Source organism: Paenibacillus sp. lzh-N1 (assembly GCF_002872435.1).
In the GTDB taxonomy this organism is placed as follows: Bacteria; Bacillota; Bacilli; order Paenibacillales; family Paenibacillaceae; genus Paenibacillus; species Paenibacillus polymyxa_C.
Genome location: NZ_CP025696.1, coordinates 2651310 through 2673447 on the forward strand (window position 1 = coordinate 2651310; position 22138 = coordinate 2673447).

At 47.6% G+C, this 22138-nt stretch carries 16 protein-coding genes; 14 read left to right on the forward strand and 2 right to left on the reverse strand.

All coding sequences use genetic code 11. The annotated features are described in order from the left end of the window. Positions 1-6 precede the first annotated feature (6 nt). The 14 genes from C0638_RS11925 (at position 7) to C0638_RS11990 (ending at position 19750) form a co-directional block, all read left to right on the forward strand. Positions 7-909, forward strand: coding sequence for a carbohydrate ABC transporter permease (locus tag C0638_RS11925; protein ID WP_058711492.1), 903 nt, complete (start codon positions 7-9; stop codon positions 907-909). A gap of 61 nt (positions 910-970) precedes the next feature. Beyond that, the gene (locus C0638_RS11930; RefSeq protein ID WP_058711491.1) at positions 971-2665 is read left to right on the forward strand and encodes an ABC transporter substrate-binding protein; all 1695 of its coding nucleotides are present in this window, start codon (positions 971-973) and stop codon (positions 2663-2665) included. A 104-nt stretch (positions 2666-2769) separates the two neighbouring features. Further along, positions 2770-5241, forward strand: coding sequence for a glycoside hydrolase family 95 protein (locus tag C0638_RS11935; protein ID WP_058711490.1), 2472 nt, complete (start codon positions 2770-2772; stop codon positions 5239-5241). Next, positions 5238-6584: a GH1 family beta-glucosidase gene (locus tag C0638_RS11940; RefSeq protein ID WP_025674786.1), complete on the forward strand. Its 1347-nt coding sequence runs from the start codon at positions 5238-5240 to the stop codon at positions 6582-6584. The genes C0638_RS11935 and C0638_RS11940 overlap by 4 nt, the downstream gene beginning before the upstream one ends. Positions 6585-6804: 220 nt before the next feature. Then, positions 6805-7053: a hypothetical protein gene (locus C0638_RS11945; protein ID WP_058711489.1), complete on the forward strand. Its 249-nt coding sequence runs from the start codon at positions 6805-6807 to the stop codon at positions 7051-7053. A 355-nt stretch (positions 7054-7408) separates the two neighbouring features. Continuing rightward, positions 7409-8389: a ubiquinol oxidase subunit II gene (gene cyoA, locus C0638_RS11950; RefSeq protein ID WP_058711488.1), complete on the forward strand. Its 981-nt coding sequence runs from the start codon at positions 7409-7411 to the stop codon at positions 8387-8389. 25 nt (positions 8390-8414) lie between these two features. Then, positions 8415-10391 carry a cbb3-type cytochrome c oxidase subunit I gene (locus C0638_RS11955; RefSeq protein WP_013373105.1) on the forward strand — a complete coding sequence of 659 codons (1977 nt, stop codon included), beginning with the start codon at positions 8415-8417 and terminating at the stop codon, positions 10389-10391. Beyond that, entirely contained in the window at positions 10391-10999 is a 609-nt protein-coding gene (cyoC, locus tag C0638_RS11960; protein ID WP_013373104.1) for a cytochrome o ubiquinol oxidase subunit III, read from the forward strand. Before C0638_RS11955 ends, cyoC begins: the two co-directional genes overlap by 1 nt. After that, on the forward strand, positions 11000-11335 hold the full coding sequence (gene cyoD / locus C0638_RS11965; protein ID WP_013373103.1) for a cytochrome o ubiquinol oxidase subunit IV: 336 nt from the start codon (positions 11000-11002) through the stop codon (positions 11333-11335). It abuts the gene before it with no gap. A gap of 177 nt (positions 11336-11512) precedes the next feature. Beyond that, positions 11513-12637: an NADH:flavin oxidoreductase gene (locus tag C0638_RS11970; RefSeq protein WP_199771169.1), complete on the forward strand. Its 1125-nt coding sequence runs from the start codon at positions 11513-11515 to the stop codon at positions 12635-12637. A gap of 101 nt (positions 12638-12738) precedes the next feature. Next, positions 12739-13107, forward strand: a complete 369-nt coding sequence (locus tag C0638_RS11975; protein WP_007432172.1) for an ArsR/SmtB family transcription factor — start codon at positions 12739-12741, stop codon at positions 13105-13107. 187 nt (positions 13108-13294) lie between these two features. Beyond that, the gene (locus tag C0638_RS11980) at positions 13295-15721 is read left to right on the forward strand and encodes a heavy metal translocating P-type ATPase (RefSeq protein WP_058711486.1); all 2427 of its coding nucleotides are present in this window, start codon (positions 13295-13297) and stop codon (positions 15719-15721) included. A gap of 304 nt (positions 15722-16025) precedes the next feature. After that, entirely contained in the window at positions 16026-17462 is a 1437-nt protein-coding gene (locus tag C0638_RS11985; protein WP_058711485.1) for a hypothetical protein, read from the forward strand. 305 nt (positions 17463-17767) lie between these two features. Continuing rightward, positions 17768-19750: a heavy metal translocating P-type ATPase gene (locus C0638_RS11990; protein ID WP_058711528.1), complete on the forward strand. Its 1983-nt coding sequence runs from the start codon at positions 17768-17770 to the stop codon at positions 19748-19750. A 160-nt stretch (positions 19751-19910) separates the two neighbouring features. Here the strand turns inward: C0638_RS11990 and C0638_RS11995 are convergent, their stop codons facing one another. After that, positions 19911-21434: a DHA2 family efflux MFS transporter permease subunit gene (locus tag C0638_RS11995; protein WP_058711484.1), complete on the reverse strand. Its 1524-nt coding sequence runs from the start codon at positions 21432-21434 to the stop codon at positions 19911-19913. 9 nt (positions 21435-21443) lie between these two features. Next, positions 21444-22079, reverse strand: coding sequence for an HlyD family secretion protein (locus C0638_RS12000; RefSeq protein ID WP_058711483.1), 636 nt, complete (start codon positions 22077-22079; stop codon positions 21444-21446). Positions 22080-22138: the final 59 nt, after the last annotated feature.

Genomic DNA, 22138 nt, shown 5'->3' on the forward strand with positions numbered 1-22138 from the left:
AGCGAAATGACGAATAAGGCATTTAACGCTACACGGTCAGAAAAGCTGTTTGACTTGTTCAACTATATCCTAATGGCTCTGATCGTGGTGTTGACGCTGTACCCGTTTTTGAACGTACTGGCAATTTCCCTGAACAATTCGACGGATACGGTGCGTGGCGGTATTTATATATGGCCGCGCCAGTTTACACTCGAAAATTACAAAACGATTTTCCAATACGATGGCCTGCTTCGGGGTCTGCAGGTATCCATTTTACGTACAGTGGTTGGAACGCTGCTGGGACTCATCTGTGCTTCTATGCTTGCATTTACGCTGAGTCGGGTCGATTTCCGCGCGCGCAAGTTCATATCCACGTTTCTGGCGTTAACGATGTATTTTTCCGGCGGGATGGTGCCTGTGTTTATTTTGATGCGTGATTTGCATTTGCTGGGTTCGTTCTGGGTGTATATTTTTCCGGGGCTGATCAGCGCATTTAACGTTTTTGTCATTCGTTCCTTTATGGATGGTTTGCCATATGCGTTACAGGAGTCTGCCAAGCTGGATGGAGCAAATGACTTTACAATATATTGGAAGGTTATTCTACCGCTGTGCAAGCCTGTACTGGCGACAATTGCTCTTTTTTTAGCGGTAAATCAATGGAACGCATGGTTTGATACGTACTTGTACAACGGAACCGCCGCACAATGGACAACGTTGCAATTTGAGCTGATGAAGATACTGCAAAGTACGCAGCAAGGCGGCGCCAATATGGCGAATAGCAACGATATGGCTAAGCAAATGGCTCAAATTTCGCCAGAGTCGATTAAAATGGCAATCACGATTACCGTCACGCTTCCTATTTTGCTCGTATATCCATTCCTACAAAAGTATTTTGTAGGCGGTATGACACTGGGAGCTGTTAAATCATAACAACAAATCGTTACAGTCCATTCACAACGGTAAAATCCTACAAATGCAGGAGGTCTTGAACATGAAAAAACACTGGTCCAGATTTGCACTGATTCCCTTGCTTGCCGTATCTCTTGCAGCACTCGCAGGTTGCGGTGGAAGCGATAAAGCAGCGAAGGAAGGCTCATCCAGCGGTACAGATCCGATTACGTTTAGCTTTTTCGGAGCAGATACAAGCCCGCAATGGAATGGAATGAAGGATGAAATAGGCAAGGAAATCACCAAGAAAACAGGTGTAACTTTGAACGCGGAATTTGATGTCAGCGGCGGAGGTGGAGATGACCGAATTGCTTTGATGGCAGCAAGTGGTGAATACCCAGACCTGGTCTCTCCTAAAGCAAATATTAACAAGCTTGTGGATGCGGGGGCCATGATTGATCTGACCGATCTGATTAACGATCACGCGCCTAACCTCAAAAAGCTCTACGGTCCCTATATGGATCGGCTGAAATACAGCAATAAAGATCAAGCTATCTATGTTATTCCTACGTATGCAGGTGTTGGACAGGAGAGTTTTGATGCGACGGGAGGATTTGAAATTCAGCATAAGGTGCTTAAGGAGCTGGGATATCCCAAGGTAAGAACCTTACAGGATTTTGAAAACGTACTCAAAACCTATACAGCCAAGCATCCGACGATCAATGGCAAAAAAACGATCCCTCTCACGCTGGATGCGGACGACTGGAGAATTATGATTACCGTAACGAACCCTGCCTTCCAGACGACTGGAGCGCCGGATGATGGTGAATATTTTATTGATCCCAAAACATTTGAAGCCAAGCTTCATTACAAACGTCCGGAAGAAAAGGAATATTTCCGTTGGTTGAACCACATGTACAATGAAGGGCTGCTCGATAAAGATTCGTTTGTACAAAAAAGTGACCAATACAAATCCAAAATTGCCAGCGGCCGTGTCTTGGGTCTGATCGACCAGGAGTGGGGTTATCAGGATGCCGAAAATGCATTAAAAGCGTCAGGTAAGTCTGATGCCAGCTATGCACATTTTCCAGTTACACTTTCGGAGGAATATAAGGATCGTTCCTTTCAGGATACAGGCTTTGCGTCCGGTTATGGTGTAGGAATTACGGAAAGTTGCAAGGACCCGGTGCGGGCTATTAAATTCCTGGATTATTTAGCTTCTGATGAAGGACAGGTGCTTGTGAACTGGGGAATCGAAGGTAAGCACTATGAAATCAAAGATGGCAAACGCGTCATTCCTGCCGATGTATTGGATCAAAAAACGAACAATACAACCAGCTTCAATAAATCCACTGGAATAGACTTGTACACATTAATGAGCGGACACTATGGTGACGGGGTGAAAGACTCTACGGGTAACTACTACACTGCCAAATTCCCTGAACAAATTATCGCGGCTTATTCGAAGCCGGAGAAAGAATCACTTAAAGCGTATGGCGTAAAAACGTGGAAGGAACTGTTTCCAGGAAAAGAAGAATTTGATGTGAAGCCTTGGGGCGCGGCGTATAACATAACGACAGACAATGAATCCAACTATAACGTTACATTCAAAAAAACGACAGACATTATCCGCAAACGGATACCGGAAGCGATATTAGCACCAGCTTCCAATTTTGATACGATATACGACAACATGATTAAAGAACTGGATGCCGCCGGAGCTGTCCAAATGGAACAGCAATATACGCAACTGGTGAAGGACAGAGTGGAGTTATGGAGTGGGAAAGCGTCCAAATAGTAAGTCCATTTATCCAAACTTTGAAATCTCGGAGTGACAGAGCGCATACGCTAGGGCCAATTTGTAGCAGCGCTTTGTCTGCCCCTGATGAGGGAGGGTTTGTCGTGACGAAAAGCGAAAGACCACAGTCCCTGCGGTTATGGTATCGCCAGCCTGCTGAGGTATGGGAAGAAGCATTGCCAGTCGGCAATGGACGGCTGGGAGCTATGGTATTTGGCGGAATCAGGGAGGAGCATTTGCAATTAAACGAGGATACGCTCTGGTCCGGATTCCCCAGGGATGGCGTTCAGTATGATGCATTGCGATATTTAGAACCTGCCAGAAAGCTGATTGCAGATGGAAAATACAAAGAAGCCGAACAACTGATTACTTCAAACATGCTGGGCCGCGATACAGAAGCCTACCAGCCTTTGGGAGATTTGTGGATTACGCAGGAGAACCTAGGGGAGATTGCGCATTATGAACGGGAACTGGATATGCAGACCGGAACGGCAGCGGTCACTTTTCAGAGTGATGGAGTCCGCTATACCCGTAAAGTTATCGCCAGTGCACCCGATGGGGTCATTATGGTGTCACTGACTGCGAGTAAGGTCGGAAAAATCCATGCATCTGTGCGCATCACTACCCCCCATCCTTGTGAGGATGAAGTTGGAGAGGATGCACTTGAGAATTCCTCCAAATGGGCTAGCGATGACGATCCATCCGAGGAACCGACCAGGGACTTTATTACGTTGACTGGACGAGCGCCCAGTCATGTGGAATCTAATTATCACGGCGATCATCCACAGTCTGTCGTTTACGAAAATGATTTGGGGATGGCTTTTGCAGTTCAGGCGAGGGTTATTCCCGAGGGAGGAACCTTAACGACGGGAGATGACGGAGCATTGATCATCTCGGGCGCGGATAAAATCACGGTGTATTTGGCAGCAGCTACCGGATTTCGGGGATTCCAGGCTATGCTGAATAGTGATGCAACGGAGTCAGTAGAAGCATGCAAAGTCACTCTAGACGGAGCGATTTCGCTGGGAAGTGAGCAGGTGCGGCAACGCCATGAGCAGGATCACCGGAAGCTGTTTGACCGTGTTGCATTAGAACTGGGAAGTGACACGCTAACCGACGAGTCCGTTCTCCCGACCGACCTGCGATTAGAACACTATCAGAAAGGTCAGGCAGACCAGGGGCTGGAAGTGCTGTTATTTCAGTATGGACGCTATTTGCTTATGGGCAGTTCACGTCCGGGCAGTCAGCCCGCCAACCTTCAGGGTATCTGGAATGACCGGGTACAGCCGCCGTGGAATAGTAACTATACAACCAATATTAATACACAGATGAATTATTGGCCCGCAGAGGTGTGTAATCTTGCCGAGTGCCATGAGCCATTGCTGCATATGATTGGAGAAGTCGGTCGTACGGGACGTAGGGTCGCTTCCATCCATTATGGGGCTCAAGGATGGACAGCTCACCACAATATAGATGTGTGGAGAAACGCCGGACCGTCAGGTGGCCATGCCAGTTGGGCATTTTGGCCGCTTGGGGGTGTATGGCTGACCGCTCACCTATGGGAACGTTATCTGTTCACCTTGGATACAACCTATTTGGCAGAACAGGCTTATCCGCTTATGAAGGGGGCGGCGGCCTTTTGCCTGGACTGGCTCGTGGAGGGCCCGGATGGTCGGCTCGCAACGTCCCCATCCACATCACCTGAAAATAAATTCATCACTCCCGGCGGCGAGGATTGCAGTATATCCATGGGCTCCACGATGGACATGACGCTGATTCGGGAGCTATTAAGCAACTGTATTCAAGCCGCAGACCTGCTGGAATTAGACGATGAATTCCGCAAGTGCTGCGAAGAGGCACGGGAACGATTAGTCCCCTATCAAATCGGCCGTCACGGTCAGTTACAAGAATGGATGGTCGATTTTGAGGAAGCGGAGCCTGGTCATCGACATGTTTCGCATCTTTACGGGGTTTATCCCGGCCGACAGATCCATATCCGCGATACTCCGGAGCTGGCTGAGGCGGCCCGCATATCGTTACGCCGCCGACTCGATCATGGTGGCGGGCATACCGGGTGGAGCTGTGCCTGGTTGATTAACCTGTACGCCCGGCTGGAAGATGGCGACACTGCGCATCGGTATGTTCGCACGTTGCTGTCGCGATCGACCTACCCTAATTTATTCGACGCTCACCCGCCGTTTCAGATCGACGGTAACTTTGGTGCGACGGCAGGCATCGCAGAAATGCTGCTGCAAAGCCGCCCGGGTGAGCTGACGCTATTGCCTGCCCTGCCATCGGCATGGCCGGAGGGAAGGGTCAGCGGCTTGAAAGGGCGTGGCGGGATTACGGTCAGCATGGAGTGGTCCGGTTCGCGGCTCGTCCGTGCGGAGCTTACCGCATCTGTCCAGACGGGAAGCTGCACGATTCGCAGTGCACACCCGTTTAGCGCAGATGCTCGTCAGGCTCAGCCTGATCCCAAGCACGGAGGATTTATTTTGTCATGGATTTTTACCAAAAAGCAGGAAAAAACGAATGAACATACGATTATAATTGAGGGAGAGGGAGAGACACAATGACTATTTTTCAATTTCCGCAGGACTTTATGTGGGGTACCGCAACAGCCGCCTACCAAATCGAGGGGGCATATCAGGAGGATGGGAGAGGGTTGTCGATCTGGGATACCTTTGCCCATACGCCTGGTAAAGTGTTTAACGGGGATAACGGCAATGTAGCTTGTGATAGCTATCATCGCTACGAAGAAGATATCCGTCTCATGAAGGAACTGGGCATTCGTACATATCGGTTCTCGGTGTCCTGGCCGCGTATATTCCCGAATGGTGACGGTGAAGTCAATCAAGAAGGATTGAACTATTATCATCGCGTTGTTGATTTGTTGAACGACAACGGGATTGAACCGTTTTGTACACTGTATCACTGGGATTTGCCTCAGGCGCTACAGGATGCGGGAGGATGGGGAAATCGTCGTACAATTCAGGCATTTGTCCACTTTGCAGAAACGATGTTCCGCGAGTTTCACGGTAAGATACACCATTGGCTCACATTCAATGAACCTTGGTGCATCGCTTTTTTATCCAATATGTTAGGAGTTCATGCTCCGGGTCTGACGAATCTCCAGACAGCGATTGATGTAGGACATCATCTGCTGGTCGCGCATGGCCTATCTGTACGCCGATTCCGCGAGCTAGGCACCAGTGGCCAGATCGGTATCGCTCCCAATGTCTCCTGGGCTGTTCCTTACAGCACCTCTGAGGAAGATAAAGCGGCTTGTGCGCGCACGATTTCTCTGCATAGTGACTGGTTTCTCCAGCCTATTTATCAAGGCTCGTATCCTCAGTTTTTGGTAGACTGGTTTGCGGAGCAGGGAGCCACCGTACCTATACAAGATGGAGATATGGACATTATCGGTGAACCTATAGATATGATCGGTATCAATTATTATAGTATGTCGGTTAATCGCTTTAATCCGGAAGCAGGCTTTCTTCAATCTGAAGAAATCAATATGGGACTACCTGTAACGGATATCGGCTGGCCGGTGGAGTCACGTGGGCTGTATGAGGTACTACATTATTTGCAAAAATACGGTAACATCGATATATACATCACAGAGAACGGGGCTTGTATCAATGATGAAGTCGTAAACGGAAAGGTGCAGGATGACCGTCGAATTTCGTACATGCAGCAGCATTTGGTACAGGTACACCGGGCAATTCATGACGGCCTTCATGTTAAAGGGTATATGGCCTGGTCACTTATGGACAATTTTGAGTGGGCAGAGGGATATAATATGAGATTTGGCATGATTCATGTCGATTTTCGCACACAGGTCCGCACCCCCAAGGAAAGTTACTATTGGTATCGAAATGTAGTAAGTAATAACTGGCTGGAGACTAGACGCTAAACAAAGAGAAATGATCTGAATATAAAGCGAATTTAGGTCTGCCTCCGCTCCCGTTTGTTTAAATAGGAGGTCCTCTGGGGTAATAATAGCCAAGATGAATTACAGATGGTTCTAGTATGTAGAGACCGGCAGGAATAATAAAATAAAAAATGTGCATACTGAAAAAAATACCTGGCGAGGGCACTTTTTAAACTATTTTAAACTAGAGGGAGTGGAGGGTATGGCTTCGAATTTTAGAAAATCAGGATCAAGGGATAACCAAATGAGCCGCACGGTATCTGTTATTTCTTTGATTGCTTGCATTGTAGGTATTATTCTTATTTTGCTTGATATAGGGAATTTAACCGATCGTAATATCTATTTAATGACAGGCATTGGCGCCTTTGCTGCCGGAATTTTTATTTTTCTAATTGGGAAATCATTTGTCATTGCCCGCAAGAAGGAAGACCAAGAGAACGGACGTCGTTAATACAATCGAAAAATGCTGTACAGAAAACGGATGACGAAAACAACAGCGCGGGGCTTCGAGCAGTGTAGGATGATAACTGTAAGGAGTCCCGATTTTTGCTTTAATATAGCTTTTTTAAGATACTTTAAGATGCACAATTAACGTTTTTATATGTCATTTTTGAATTAAAAAGAAATTTTGAATTTGCAAGAGAAATTTTATTTTTAGAGAGGTTTTTCACAAAAATCGGACAAATAATCGACAATTCTGTTAACAATAAAAAAAGTGGCCGCTTTTCTGCTATCTTATATAAGGGCAACATTACAGGAGTTCGTTAGTCTTGAGTAATTTACTATTTTAAGGAGAGGGGAACAACATGAACAAAAAACCAAAAGCGATTATTGCGTTGGTTTTGACCGTGCTCACGGTAGCATTGCTCATTTGGACGTGTTTTTATGCTGGCGGAAAATACGTTGTTTTCGATCCGAAAGGACCAATTGGGCAAGCACAAAAAGAGCTGATCATTCTTACAACGGCATTGTCTGCGCTTATAATTGTACCGGTTATGATTTTGACTTTCTTCATCGTTTGGCGGTATCGAGATACCCCCACAAACAAGGTGAAGTATCAACCTCACTGGGATGACAGCAAAAAGCTGGAAACCACATGGTGGGCTATTCCGATTATCGTTATCTTTATTATTGCGGTTATCACTGCGAGATATACCTACTTGCTGGAGCCTTCCAAGCCGATTGCAAGTACGCAAAAGCCAGTAACGATTCAAGTAACTTCACTGGACTGGAAATGGCTCTTTATGTACCCGGAGGAAGGTATAGCTACAGTTAACCAAGTTCACATTCCTAAAGGTGTTCCAGTCCGTTTTGAACTGACTGCTGATGCTCCGATGAACTCATTCTGGATTCCGCAATTGGGCGGTCAAATCTACACCATGTCAGGCATGGCTATGAAACTGCATTTGCAGGCCGATCACGAAGGAACTTACTTTGGTTCGGGTGCAAACTTTAGCGGTGAGCATTTTGGACAAATGCGTTTTGATGTAGAAGTCCAGTCGGATGAAGAGTATAAAAACTGGGTCGCTGACATCAAGAAGCAGTCGAAGCCGCTGACGAAAGACGGCTATTTGGCGCTTGCAAAACCAGGTTTGTCCCAGCCTGCTGAGTATTCTTCGATTCCAGACGGCTTGTTCAAAGAGATTGTCAACAAGTATGTAGTGGAAGGCTCTAACCCCCATGCTGGACATGGCGAAGCTACATCCACAGAAGATTCATCCAAGTCCGGCACAGAAGAGCATGCTGCAATGGACATGAGTCATATGAATATGAGCGGACACAATTAAATGATTATAGGGAAGGAGGCCCCCAATGCTTGACAAAATAAAAGAGTTTGCATCCACTTTCTTCGTTACTGGAGACCCGATGATCTATGGAGCGGACGTTTCCATCGCACTAGCAACGATCGGGATCGTGTTTGTGCTCACTTATTTCAAAAAATGGGGCTGGCTTTGGAAAAACTGGTTGACTACGGTTGACCATAAAAAAGTCGGTATTATGTATATTCTTGCGGCCATCTTGATGTTATTCCGCGGAGGCGTGGATGCATTATTGATGCGTATTCAACTTGCTACACCGGATGTGACACTCCTACATCCTGAGCATTACAACCAGATTTTCACAACTCACGGCACAATCATGATCTTGTTTATGGCAATGCCGTTGATGTTTGGTTTGTTTAATATCGCCGTGCCCCTGCAAATTGGTGCGCGCGACGTTGCGTTTCCTTTCCTGAACGCATTGAGCTTCTGGCTTTTCTTTATGGGTGCGATGTTGTTCAACTTGTCCTTCGTTATCGGCGGTTCGCCAGATGCAGGCTGGCTGAGTTATCCACCGCTCTCAGAACTGCAATTTAGTCCTGGCGTCGGTCAGAACTTCTATATCTGGGGTATTCAGATTTCTGGTATAGGTTCATTGGCTACAGGGATCAACTTTATTGTTACCATTATTAAAATGCGCGCACCTGGTATGACTTGGATGAAAATGCCTGTCTTTACGTGGTCCGTATTTTCATCATGTGTTATTATCATTTTCGCGTTTCCGATTCTGACGGTTACTTTAGCATTGCTATTCCTTGACCGCTTCGGAGGAGGACACTTCTTTACCCTTGATTTCGGCGGTAACCCGATGATGTATATCAACTTAATCTGGATGTGGGGTCACCCTGAGGTATACATCGTAGTATTGCCAGCCTTCGGTATTTATTCTGAGGTTATCAGCGTATTCTCCAAAAAGAAATTGTTTGGTTACAAATCCATGGTTTACGCAATGTTCATTATTGCGATCCTGTCCTTCTTCACGTGGGCGCATCACTTCTTCACGATGGGATCAGGCGCAGATGTTAATGCATTCTTTGCGATTTCGACGATGGTTATCGCAATACCGACAGGGGTTAAAGTATTTAACTGGCTGTTCACGATGTACCGGGGTAAACTCGAATTTAAAACTCCGATGATGTGGTCTATTGCATTTATTCCGAACTTCCTGATTGCAGGTTTGACGGGCGTCATGTTGTCTGTAGCGCCTGCGGACTTCCAGTTTCATAACAGTTACTTCCTGATCGCTCACTTTCACTCCGCTCTAATTGGTGGGGTAGTGTTCGGTTACTTGGCAGGTCTGTACTACTGGTGGCCTAAGATGTTCGGTTTCACATTGCCTGAAACGCCTGGTAAATGGGCTTTCTGGTTCTGGAATATTGGTTTCTATGTATGTTTCATTCCGCAATATTCCCTCGGTCTGATGGGTATGACACGTCGTCTGAGCACTTATGGCTGGGATACTGGCTGGCAGCCGCTTAACATGGTGTCAACCGTTGGGGCATTCCTGATGGGGATTGGTTTCTTGTTCCAGGTTCTTCAAATTCTTCTGGGTATCAAAAATTACCGCAAGCTGAAGGATACAACTGGCGACCCTTGGGGCGGTCACACGTTGGAGTGGTCCATTCCTTCACCTGCACCGGAATACAATTTTGCTACCATTCCGCAAGTAGAAGAACGCGATGACTGGTGGGCAGAAAAAGATAAACGTGCAAAAGGTATTTTCAGAAAGCAACCGCCAATTGAAGCGATTCATATGCCGAAAAACTCGGCGATTCCGTTCATTATGTCGGTATTCTTTTTCATCGCAGGTTTCGGGTTCGTATTTGGATGGTCGTTCTTCTATATTCCAGGGCTGATCGGCGTGGCAATTTGTATGATTTGCCGTTCGTTCTTCTCCTATGATGGCGACTACTATATCCCTGCGGATGAAGTAAAACGCACGGAAGCGGCAATAAGGGGGTCTGTATAATGGCACAAGCTGCAGCACATCACAGCCATGATCATGACCACGGGCATCACGATCCGCAAGAATTGAAGATGCTTGGTTTTTGGATCTTCCTCGTAACGGACGTAATCCTGTTCAGTACCTTGTTCGCAACCTTCGTTGTCCTTCGGAACAACACAGCCGGAGGACCAGGTGGCGCAGAGCTGTTTAACATGACGGGCGTTATTATTGAAACGTTCCTCTTGCTCACAAGCAGCTTCACAAGTGGTCTGGCTGTGTTGGCTATGAACAAAGGAAGCATGAAGGGATTAATCAGCTGGTTAATCGTGACAGCGATCCTGGGTCTTGGTTTTATCGGTTTTGAAGTTTACGAGTTTGTTGAAATGGTACATGAAGGTGCCAATTTTGGAACCAGTGCGTTCTTGTCGGCATTCTTCACATTAGTCGGAACACACGGACTTCACGTTTCGTTAGGTCTGGTTTGGATGATTGGACTTATGTTCCAGTTGAAAAAACGCGGACTTACTCCAGAGACGAAGGGCAAAGTTTCGGCATTGAGCTTGTACTGGCACTTTTTGGACGCTGTCTGGATCTTCTTGCTGACAGTTGTCTATTTGATGGGGGTGATGTAGATGGCACAGCATCAATCAGGAGCGGGTTCGCATGGTCATGATGATTCTCACGGTTCAGTGAAATCCTATGTTATCGGGTTTATTCTGTCCATCGTACTGACCATCATTCCTCTCTTCGTGGTTATGAATCATATGTTGAGCCGCACTTCGACCATGGTTGTTATTTTAGCCGCGGCAGTGCTGCAATTTCTGGTTCAGCTTTTCTTCTTCATGCACATCCGTGAAAGCAATGGACCACGTTGGAATGTTATGACTTTGATCTTTGGTGTTGTGATCCTGCTGACTGTCGTTGGCGGTTCTGTATGGATTATGGAATACAACATGGTAGCACACTAATAAGTCACACTAATTTAGATAAGAGGAAGCGGCTCTATGCCGCTTCCTCTTTTTTTGTAAAGAGCCTGCTGGAATTTAAACTGTGGCTTCTTGAACTCAAGTTTGTATGTGTGTAAAATGGAATTGTATAACAGAAGAGTGAAAAAGATAATACTAATGGAGAGTGAGGAAAACGTCATGAACACCGAAATATTGTTTAAACCTTTTAAGATAGGTAACTTATCGCTTCCCAATCGGATGGTTATGGCTCCCATGACACGAAATTTTTCTCCCCAAGGTATTCCAGGACCTGAGGTTGCCGCGTATTATCGTCGTCGTGCAGAAAATGCTGTTGGATTGATTATTACAGAGGGAACGGCTATCAATCATCCCGCCGCTGTGGAGCACACAGGCATCCCTAACTTTTATGGTGAGGGATTGAAAGGATGGGCCAAGGTAGTAGAGGAGGTTCATGCGGCCGGCGGCAAAATTATACCGCAGCTCTGGCATGTGGGTACAGCCCGGAAAATAGGTGCGGATAACCAACCGAATCCCGAGGCATTGCCTGTCGGTCCTTCAGGTATTTCTCCCGCAGGTGAAAAGGTAGTTGAGCCATTGACGGAGGCGGAAATTGCGGATATCATTGCAGCCTTTGCTCAGGCAGCTGCCGATGCCAAGCGGGTGGGGTTTGATGGCATTGAGCTTCATGGAGCACATGGCTATTTAATAGATCAATTTTTCTGGGACAAAACCAATAAGCGTACCGATCAATATGGAGGCGATTTGGTTCAGCGCACCCGGTTTGCGGTCGAGGTCATTGAGGCTTGTCGCCGTGCAGTAGGCCCGGATTTTCCAATTGTACTGCGATTCTCCCAGTGGAAGATGTACCATTATGGAGAAAAGCTGGCACAGACACCGCAGGAACTTGAACAGTTTCTTGCCCCATTGGTACAAGCCGGGGTGGATGTATTCCATTGCTCAAGCCGCCGTTTCTGGGAGCCAGAATTCGAAGGGTCAGATCTAAACCTGGCAGCATGGACCAAAAAGATAACAGGGAAGCCAGTGATTACGGTGGGGTCAATTGGTTTGGAGAAGGCCTTTTTGAGTGATTTGGAAAAAAACAATGATCGTCAGACTGATCATTCCAGTAGTGTAGAGGCCAGATTAGAACAACTCGTGGAGCTAGTAGAACGAGAGGAAGTTGATCTGGTTGCAGTTGGACGGGCATTGCTGGTTGATCCGGCATTTGCAGTAAAATTACGTGATCAACAGATAAAAGAAATAATTCCTTACAATGATGAAGTATTAAAAACGTTGAATTAGGAAAATTTCGGTTACAGGGCAAGCTGTAATATAAGCTATTCGTAAATTCTACGAATTTGCTATAATAGGAGCATCAAGTCGAAATACACGGGGTGAAAAGGATGAATTCTGAAACGGAAGCTTTGGATTGTGAGCCGGCTTGTCACGGTTCAGATCAGGAAATTGAGCGTATAAAATCTTCCCTAGTTGAGGATTCCATCGCATACAAAATGTCGGAGCTGTTTAAAGCGCTAGGTGACCCGACACGGATCAAGCTGATTTATGCCCTGGCTCAAAAGGAACTGTGTGTTCATGATTTAACACAGGTGTTGAACATGGGCCAATCTGCAGTATCCCACCAGCTTCGTTATTTGCGCAACCTGCGTATTGTCAAACGACGCAAGGAAGGCAAGACAGTGTTTTATTCACTGGATGATAATCATGTGGAGCAGATTTTTTTGCAAACCCATCAGCACATATCACATCAATGATTTTTGACAAACCAACAGCAGGGCGCCAAGCAATTGGCGCTCTTTTGGTGTTTGTCCATTGAAGTCGATTTTTTTTCGTTAAAAAGGGCTATGATCATTGACTTTTGCCCCTAAACCTGAATATAATGACCTTAACAAATAATATATGAACAGTTGCTCATATATAGCTAATTGGAGGCCAATTATTATGGATGCTCTAAAAAGAAATGAACGGCATGAATGGGTTTTGGAAGGTCTAGATTGCGCCAACTGTGCTCTAAAGATTGAAAATGGAGTCAGTAAAATAGAAGGGGTCCTTGATTGCTCGGTCAATTTTGTAACAAAAACGTTGACGATGACCACAACTTCGGATCAAAAAGAAGAGGTTTTTCGCCAAACGGAACGGAAGGTCCACAGACTTGAGCCTCATGTTCGGATGGTTGCCAAAAGTGCGGGTGGACGCTTGCGCGAAGACAGTCGAAGTGGCGCTGGTGCAGTAGAGGTAAGCTGCACAGAGGATTGCGCATGCGGTCATGAGCATGATGGTGAAGGACATAATCACAATGATGGAAAGCATGCTGCTCACAGTCATGGTGGTCATAGCCATGAAGCACATGGCGCACACGATGGGCACGACCACGGTAATCATGCACACATGCACCACAATCACCATGCAGTGCACGATCATGGTGAAGCTACCCATGCTCATTCACATTCACACTCGCATGATGATAGTCATGCCGGGCATACGCATGATCATGGTACGGACGGTATGCGCCCCATGATTGCACGTCTGTCCATAGGAGCGGTTATTGCGGCTGTTGCCTGGTGGTTACCTGTCGAAGGTGTGGGCAAGCTGGCTCTATTTTTAGTGGCATATATCATCGTTGGCGGTGATGTTGTCTTGCAGGCTGCACGCAGCTTGGCGCGTGGAATGGCCTTTGATGAGTATTTCTTGATGACGCTGGCTACGGTGGGCGCATTTGCTATTGGGGAATACCCCGAAGGCGTAGCTGTCATGTTCTTTTATCAAATCGGAGAGCTATTCCAAGGCATTGCAGTTAACCGTTCACGTAAGTCCATCAGCGATCTGATGGATATCAGACCAGACTATGCCAACCTGAAGACGGCTGAATCCGTACGAAGGGTGTCTCCAGAAGAGGTCCGTATTGGAGATTTGATAGTGATCAAGCCGGGTGAGAAGATCCCGCTGGACGGTAAGGTTGTAGAAGGCAAGTCGCATGTCGATACCTCGGCGTTGACCGGTGAATCTGTGCCTCGTACCGTTGAGCCGGGAAGCAGTGTGATGAGTGGATTTGTGAACACGAACGGACTTCTGACGGTAGAGGTCAGCAAAGAATTTGGTGAATCTGCGGTCTCTAAAATTTTGGAACTGGTGCAAAATGCGAGTGCCAAAAAAGCGCCGACTGAAAAGTTTATCACGAAATTTTCCAGATATTATACTCCTGTAGTGGTTATTGTAGCGTTATTGCTTGCGGTTGTTCCTCCGCTTGTTGTGCCAGGTGCACAGTTTGCAGATTGGATATATCGTGCGCTTGTTTTCCTCGTTATTTCTTGTCCGTGTGCGCTAGTGGTGTCCATTCCACTGGGCTTCTTTGGCGGAATCGGGGCAGCCTCCCGTTCAGGTGTGCTGATCAAGGGTGGTAATTATCTTGAAGCCCTGAATCATGTGAAATATGCTGTTTTTGATAAAACAGGTACGCTCACCAAAGGTGTTTTCCACGTGACAGGGATTTATCCTGCCGAAGCTTTTACGAAGGAAAGTCTGCTGGAGACTGCTGCATTGGCTGAGATGCACTCCACGCATCCTATCGCAGCTTCTCTGCGTGAAGCTTATGGCAATGAACTTCAAACGGAGCGAGTGCAGCAATATAGCGAAATATCCGGTCACGGGATTCAGGCTCAGATCGATGGGCGCTTGGTATTGGCCGGAAACGCTAAGCTGATGGAGCGGGAGCATATTGCTTTTAATGTGGCGCAGCAAGCAGGACCATTGGATGAAGGAACGGTCGTACATGTGGCTGTAGACGGAACGTATGCCGGGTGTATTCTAATATCGGATGAGGTTAAGGAGGACGCGGCCAAGACGATTGCTTCGCTGAAAAAACTGGGGGTGGTAAAAACCATCATGCTAACAGGTGACAATCGGACAGTTGCCGAAGCTGTAGGACGTCAGTTAGGCCTGGATGAAGTACGGGCAGAACTGTTGCCTCAGCATAAAGCCGAAGCCATTGAGCAGTTGTCTGCAAGTAAAAAAACGAGCGATAAAATCTTGTTTGTAGGCGATGGAATTAATGATACACCTGTACTTGCTTTGGCAGATGTTGGTGTAGCGATGGGTGGTTTGGGCTCAGACGCTGCAATTGAAGCAGCAGATATCGTAATCATGAACGACGAGCCTTCAAGGCTGGTGACGGCGATTCATATTGCTCAACGCACACGCCGTATCGTATGGCAAAACATTATATTTGCGCTAGGTGTCAAAGTAGTATTTCTCTCATTGGGCGCGTTTGGTATTGCTACCATGTGGGAGGCTGTATTTTCCGATGTTGGTGTAACACTGCTAGCTGTATTAAATGTGATGCGTGTGCTGAAGGTTGGTACTGACGAATAAAAAGGGAACCCCCCGTTAACATTGGATGTAGGCATCCTATGAAAACAGGGGGTGTTTCTTTATAGCTGCCTTTTTTGTGCAGACATGTGCTTTCCGCAGTATAGATCTATTTTTCTCATATATAGTAGTTGTGCAGAGATGTATAAATGTGGGGAGGGCCTAATACGTTTAAGGTAGGGACTTAATAAGTAAGGCCCACGTAACATTCGGTTGCTCAGCAATGAGTAAGCGTTTTCTTTATTTGGAGGGGTACTCGAATTCGTGTGTGCCAACTTGCTGACGAAAGAAAGGATGGATTAATGGCATGGAGGCTAAACTGATGCATGTATTCGCAGAGCTGTTGGGTGGCATAAACAGCAGGGATTGCAACGTTCCAGAGCCAGGTAAGGAGTCTGCTGCACGGAGATTGGCTATGGAGACGCTAAGAGCAGGAAGCCATCAAGTATCTGCTGCACAGGAGGAAGATCCATTGAGCTGGCTGGTTGGTTTAGCCGAGCAGGGTGCAATCAGTCGAGCGGAGGCATTGCTGGCTGCAAACCCGGAATTACTTGGAGAATCGATGCTGAATAACGGCAATGATACAGAGCAAGCCATGGACACACTACTAAAATGGAGCGATGAATACAGCGACACCTCCATACGGCTTTATGCTGATGCTCCTGCAAGTATGAGTCGTAAAAGTACAGGAATACGCGATCTTGACGGTTATAGCCTTCTGCATGGTCCATTGTCACTGGCATCCGGCCGCGTGAGGGAATTATGCTATGCCTATTTGGACGCGGCAGAGTCTGGACAAAAGATTCATGCCCTTGCCGGGGAGCCCGATCCCATCCTTGCCCCCGGTTCCCGTGCATCCGAGACGTACACAACATTTAATAAAGCATCTGGTTTGCCTGGATTGTGTGAGCACCTGTCCCGACGAATCATTGGCCTGCTGGAAACAGAGTACGAGGGCTTGTTTGAGTTGCTGGACGGATTGCCGTTGACTATAGCTTTGACTGAGCAGAACAATGCAGTGGGCATTGGAAGTCTGCAAGATATGCAGTTGGAGGCCCTACTGCGTGCAGCGTTGCGAAGCATGCGACAGGGAGGAGAGCCACGGCTGGAGATTATGGTGCGCAATCCTACTGACGTAAACCAGTTCCAGACCATCCGAGACTGGATTGACGGCGTTGCCGAGCAAACGTTATGTGGCCGCCTGCGGTGCGTTCCATATCGGGTAGGTGTACTTTTGACGGTTGATACAAGTTTGGTGCCGAATGCAGGTCAAATAGGGGATGAGGAATCCGCACAGTCGGAGAAGTCGGACAACGCCGATGACATGTCCGAAGTGAGCGCACGACAGACCAAGCAGGCGGCTCAAGCCGCAGATTTGGCACGCTTTGCCGATACGGTCATTTTAGAAGTTTTACCAGCTCCATCTGATGGTATCAGAGCTGGGGATCCGTTGATTCCCTCTGTTGCTGATGGGCATGAGAATGCTAATGAAACGATAAAACGCATAATGGAAGCTGTTCGGCGTGTAAAGCCTGAGGTTCCTATATGGGTGGCGATAGATAAAATTCACTATTTCCTAGATAGGAATTGGATCTGGGAGAACGAGCTAACGGGGGTCATTTGCTCAGACCCAGCAGTTCCTACTGTACGTCTTGCGGCTGCGCGTTGGAGGCTGCAACAGCAAGCCAATCGGCAACACACTTCAGAAACTGCACACACCCATGCGTGGAAGTTTCCACTTTAGCCTGAAGAATTTATGTGATAGAACGCTTTGAAATATTGAGGATACCTGCGTTGTTTACGCGGGTATCTTTTTTATTTAGGCTATTAGCAGTTTACAAGCGGAAAAGAAAGGGTATATAATAAAACAAAAGTTTCTCTAAGACAAAATAATTGTATAGACGCAAAAATGATTATCATTCTCACTGCCAAACATGCTGCTTCGGGCTTCCCGAAGCAGCATGTGCTATTTTAGGGCACTTAACAATGGATATCATTCTCAATGAAATGCAAGTACAAGGAACAAAAAATGGAAAGGAACGTGACATGATGCAAGCAGTTCAACGACTACAAGATACATTGTCTCCCTCTAACCGAGCACTTTCAAAAAACAGTGGCAGCGGACGCCCCGGTCCAAATCGCAAGCCGCAATTTCAGCTCAAAAGCATGCTGAAAAATAAGGAGATGCAGGCTGCTCTAGGCAGTGGAATACTAATGCTGATGGCATGGGGGGTTTCACATTGGTGGCAATGGCTATCCGTCATTCTCTATGTGGTGTCTTATGCCCTTGGAGGCTGGTCCAAAGCCAGAGAAGGGATTGAAACCCTGATCCGAGAACATGATTTGGATGTTAATTTACTCATGATCGCTGCGTCTTTAGGAGCTGCGGCCATTGGCTACTGGAATGAAGGAGCCATGCTGATTTTTATTTTTGCACTCAGCGGTGCGCTGGAGAGCTATACCACGGAGCGTAGTAGTAAGGATATTTCCGAGCTCATGGCGTTGAAGCCGGAAACAGCTTTGCGCTTGTCTCACGAGGGAACAGAAACGGTTGGCATTGAGCAGCTGTTGCCAGGCGACCTGCTGCTGGTTAAGCCGGGCGAACTAATTCCGGCGGACGGTCGAGTCTCCAAAGGTGTGTCGGCAGTGAATCAGGCATCCATTACCGGGGAATCTGTTCCGGTAAACAAGATGGCAGGTGACGAAGTATATGCAGGCACCATCAATGGAGAAGGCGTGCTGTATGTGGAGGTCAGCCAGTCCTCGGAAGATACTTTATTTTCAAAAATTATTCGTATGGTAGAAGAGGCCCGGACTGAAGTTCCCGATTCCCAGCGGTTTATTAAAACATTCGAATCGGTATACGCCCGAATTGTTGTTGCCGTCACGTTGATCGTCATTGTGGGTGCGCCCATTGTATTGGGCTGGACATGGGCAGCGGCGTTTTACAAGGCGATGGTGTTCCTTGTCGTGGCCTCACCTTGTGCGCTGGTTTCATCCATTATGCCGGTAATGCTATCCGCTATTTCCAACCGTGCTCGGCGGGGCATCTTGTTCAAAGGTGGCGCGCATGTGGAGAATATGGCACTGACATCTGTCGTTGCTTTTGACAAAACGGGCACGTTAACGAAGGGCTCACCTGTGGTCACGGATTGGATTATCGCCCCAGATTACGATGCTGATGAGCTATTGCATATTGTCGCGACAATCGAAAGCTATTCCTTACATCCGCTGGCACGAGCGATTGTAGCCAAAGCCGAAGCTGAATTGGGACAGAGAGAGCTTCTCACAGCCGAGCAAGTGCAGGCTCTTACCGGATGGGGAATGGAAGGCATCATAGGTGGGGTGAAATGGAAAATCGGTCGCACGAATGTACTGGATGAACCTGGTCTTCTGGCTGGACCAGAGTGGGTGGAGAGTCGAGCCCGACTGGAAGCCGAGGGCAAAACCGTATCCATCATTCTTGCGGATGATCGGATTGCCGGGATGCTGGCGCTGCGTGACGAGTTGCGTCCACAGGCGCGCGAGTCCGTGAAACGTCTGCAAGCACAGGGTATCCGGGTCGTCATGCTGACCGGAGACCGACCGGAAACGGCTGCCGTGATCGCGGCGCAGGCTGGAGTCGACGCCGTATATGCTGGCTTAATGCCGGAGGACAAAGTCAGTCATATTCGTATGCTGCGAGAGCAATACGGGCATGTCGTTATGGTCGGCGACGGTGTGAATGATGCTCCGGCTTTGACTGCAGCTACTGTAGGGCTGGGCATGGGGATGCATGGCAGCGGAGCAGCACTGGAGGTTGCAGATGTGGTGCTAATGAACGACGGAATCGAGGAGATTGCTCCGACGATAGCACTGGCGCGCAAGGCGCAGCGAGTGGTCAAACAAAATATGATCTTCGCGGTAAGTGTCATTGTGCTGCTGGTGATCAGTAACTTTGTGCAAGATATAGCCCTGCCTTTTGGGGTCATTGGACATGAAGGCAGCACACTCCTAGTCATTTTGAACGGCCTGCGTTTATTGCGCTCATAAGAAAATAATCCAATTCACAAATCACAAGATTACAAACAAGAAGGAGCATTCAACCCTCTTACATCCAAGGGGGGATGAATGCTCCTTCTTTGGCAGTATCAGTCTATTTTGTATGCAAAGCAGGTTCATCTCATATCTTTAATTTGCGACTGCTGTACACCTATCTATGACGCGGTGTAGATCGCCGCAAGAACAGGGAAAACAATAATCCCGCCAGCGCAATCCCGGTTGCAATGATGAAGGCATCATTAATGCCATGGATCGTCGATTCTGTAACAGCGCTTCGGTATACCTGTTGTAGCGCGAGTGCAGAGCCGCTTTCCGCAGAAATACCCGCCGATTGTGCAAGGGTTTGTCCCAGTTGCGATACGCCTTCCGTTACAGAAGCATTCGCTGTGGTAGCGACATTCGCATAATCTGCCATATGAACTGTAGTCCGGCTACTCATTACTGTAATAAGCAAAGCGGTACCGATAGATCCAGCGATTTGCCGTACTGTATTGGACATGGCAGTACCATGACTGCCGAGATGGGCAGGTAGCTGGTTTAGCCCTTCCGTCTGGACGGACATCATCAGCAATGACATTCCGAAGCTGCGAATCGTATAGATGATCATAATATGTCCGTAGGTGGTGGCATCGGTCAGCAAACTGAATTCCCAGGTCGTGACTGCTGTAATGATCAGTCCAATGATCGCCAACGGCCTTGCGCCTATACGGTCAAATACTGCCCCTGATATCGGTGACATCACACCCATCAGCAGTGCACCCGGCAACAGCAGCAGACCGGATTGCAGCGGTGTAAAGCCGCGTATATTTTGTAAATAGATTGGCAGCAGTAGCATCCCGCCGAACATCGTCATGTTGACGGTAGCCCCAACTAAGGTTGATACAGTAAAAATATCATATTTAAACACACGGAACTCCAGCATCGGCTGTATCATATTTAGCTCGCGCACGATAAACAATACAATAAACACAACCCCGGCAGCGAGTGTAAGGATTACCGTATTGCTACTCCAGCCTTTGTCTCCAGCCGAACTAAAGCCATACAACAGGAAGCCAAACCCAAGGGTGGAGAAGATGGTTCCCAACAGGTCAAAGTTCGGTTTCGTTAGCTTGGATACATTTTTGAGCCAGCGTATGGCAAACAGAATATCAATGACCGCCAGCGGAATAACGAGTAAAAATAGCAGCCGCCAGCTGTAATGCTCCACAATATAGCCGGATAAAGTCGGTCCAATCGCCGGGGCAAACATCATGGCGATTCCCATAGTACCCATGGCAGCGCCCCGTTTTTCTGGAGGAAACACAGTCAGGAACACGTTCATGACCACAGGCATGATGATGCCTGCTCCGCTGGCCTGGATAACACGTCCAACCAGCATAGGCGCAAAGCCGGTACTGGCAGCACAGACGACAGACCCGGCAGTAAATAACCCCATCGCGGAGATGAACAGTGCACGTGTTCCGAATGACTCAATCAGAAAAGCAGTGATAGGAATCAAAATTCCGTTTGTCAGCATATATCCGGTGGATAACCATTGAACGGTTGTGGCAGATACATTGAAGTCATTCATCAAGTGTGGAATAGCCACGTTAAGCAGCGTTTGATTCAAAATCGAAATGAAGGCGCCTAGCAGTAGCACGGACAGAATGCGTCCGACGGACATTTTTTGATCCATGACAGCCTCCTACTTATGAACTCTGATCGTTGCACTCATTCCCGGGATAATACCTAGGCCCTTGTAACCTTGAATGGAAATGTTGACAGGCACGACCTGCGTCACCTTGGTATAGTTGGCAGTGGTATTGGAAGTGGGCAGCAGTGAAAAGGTGGATGCGGTTGCCAGACCGATCTTTTCGAGTTTACCGGTCAGGGATGTATCTGGGTAAGCATCAATATACACATCTACGGTCTGGCCTACTTGAAGATCCTGCACAGCCGTTTCGTCTATATTGGCAGTAATCCAAAGATTGTTCAGATCAAATGCTTTCGCTAAAGGTGTGCCCGCCCCGACTATTGAGTTGTTGACTGCGGTTTGCTGTACGATGGTACCGTCAGTCGGGATCGTAACGCTGATCCGGCTTCCGCCTCCCTCTACACTACCAAGCGAGCTGCCAGCGGTATACGTTTTACCAACTTCAGCGTTCCAGCCCGTGAGCTTTCCTCCGCTTGGAGAGGCAACAGTAACTGCTTGTCCGCTTACTTGTGCATTGTCGGTTTTTATGTAGTTGGCGGATTGATTGTAGTAATAGGCGGCGGCTCCACCTCCTGCGAGAATAATGATGATTACGAGCAGATTAACTAATATGGCGCGCGAATTCATATTGTGCATGCCTCCTTAGTGTTTTTGGATGTTCAAAGTATGCGTCAAACGATTCATAA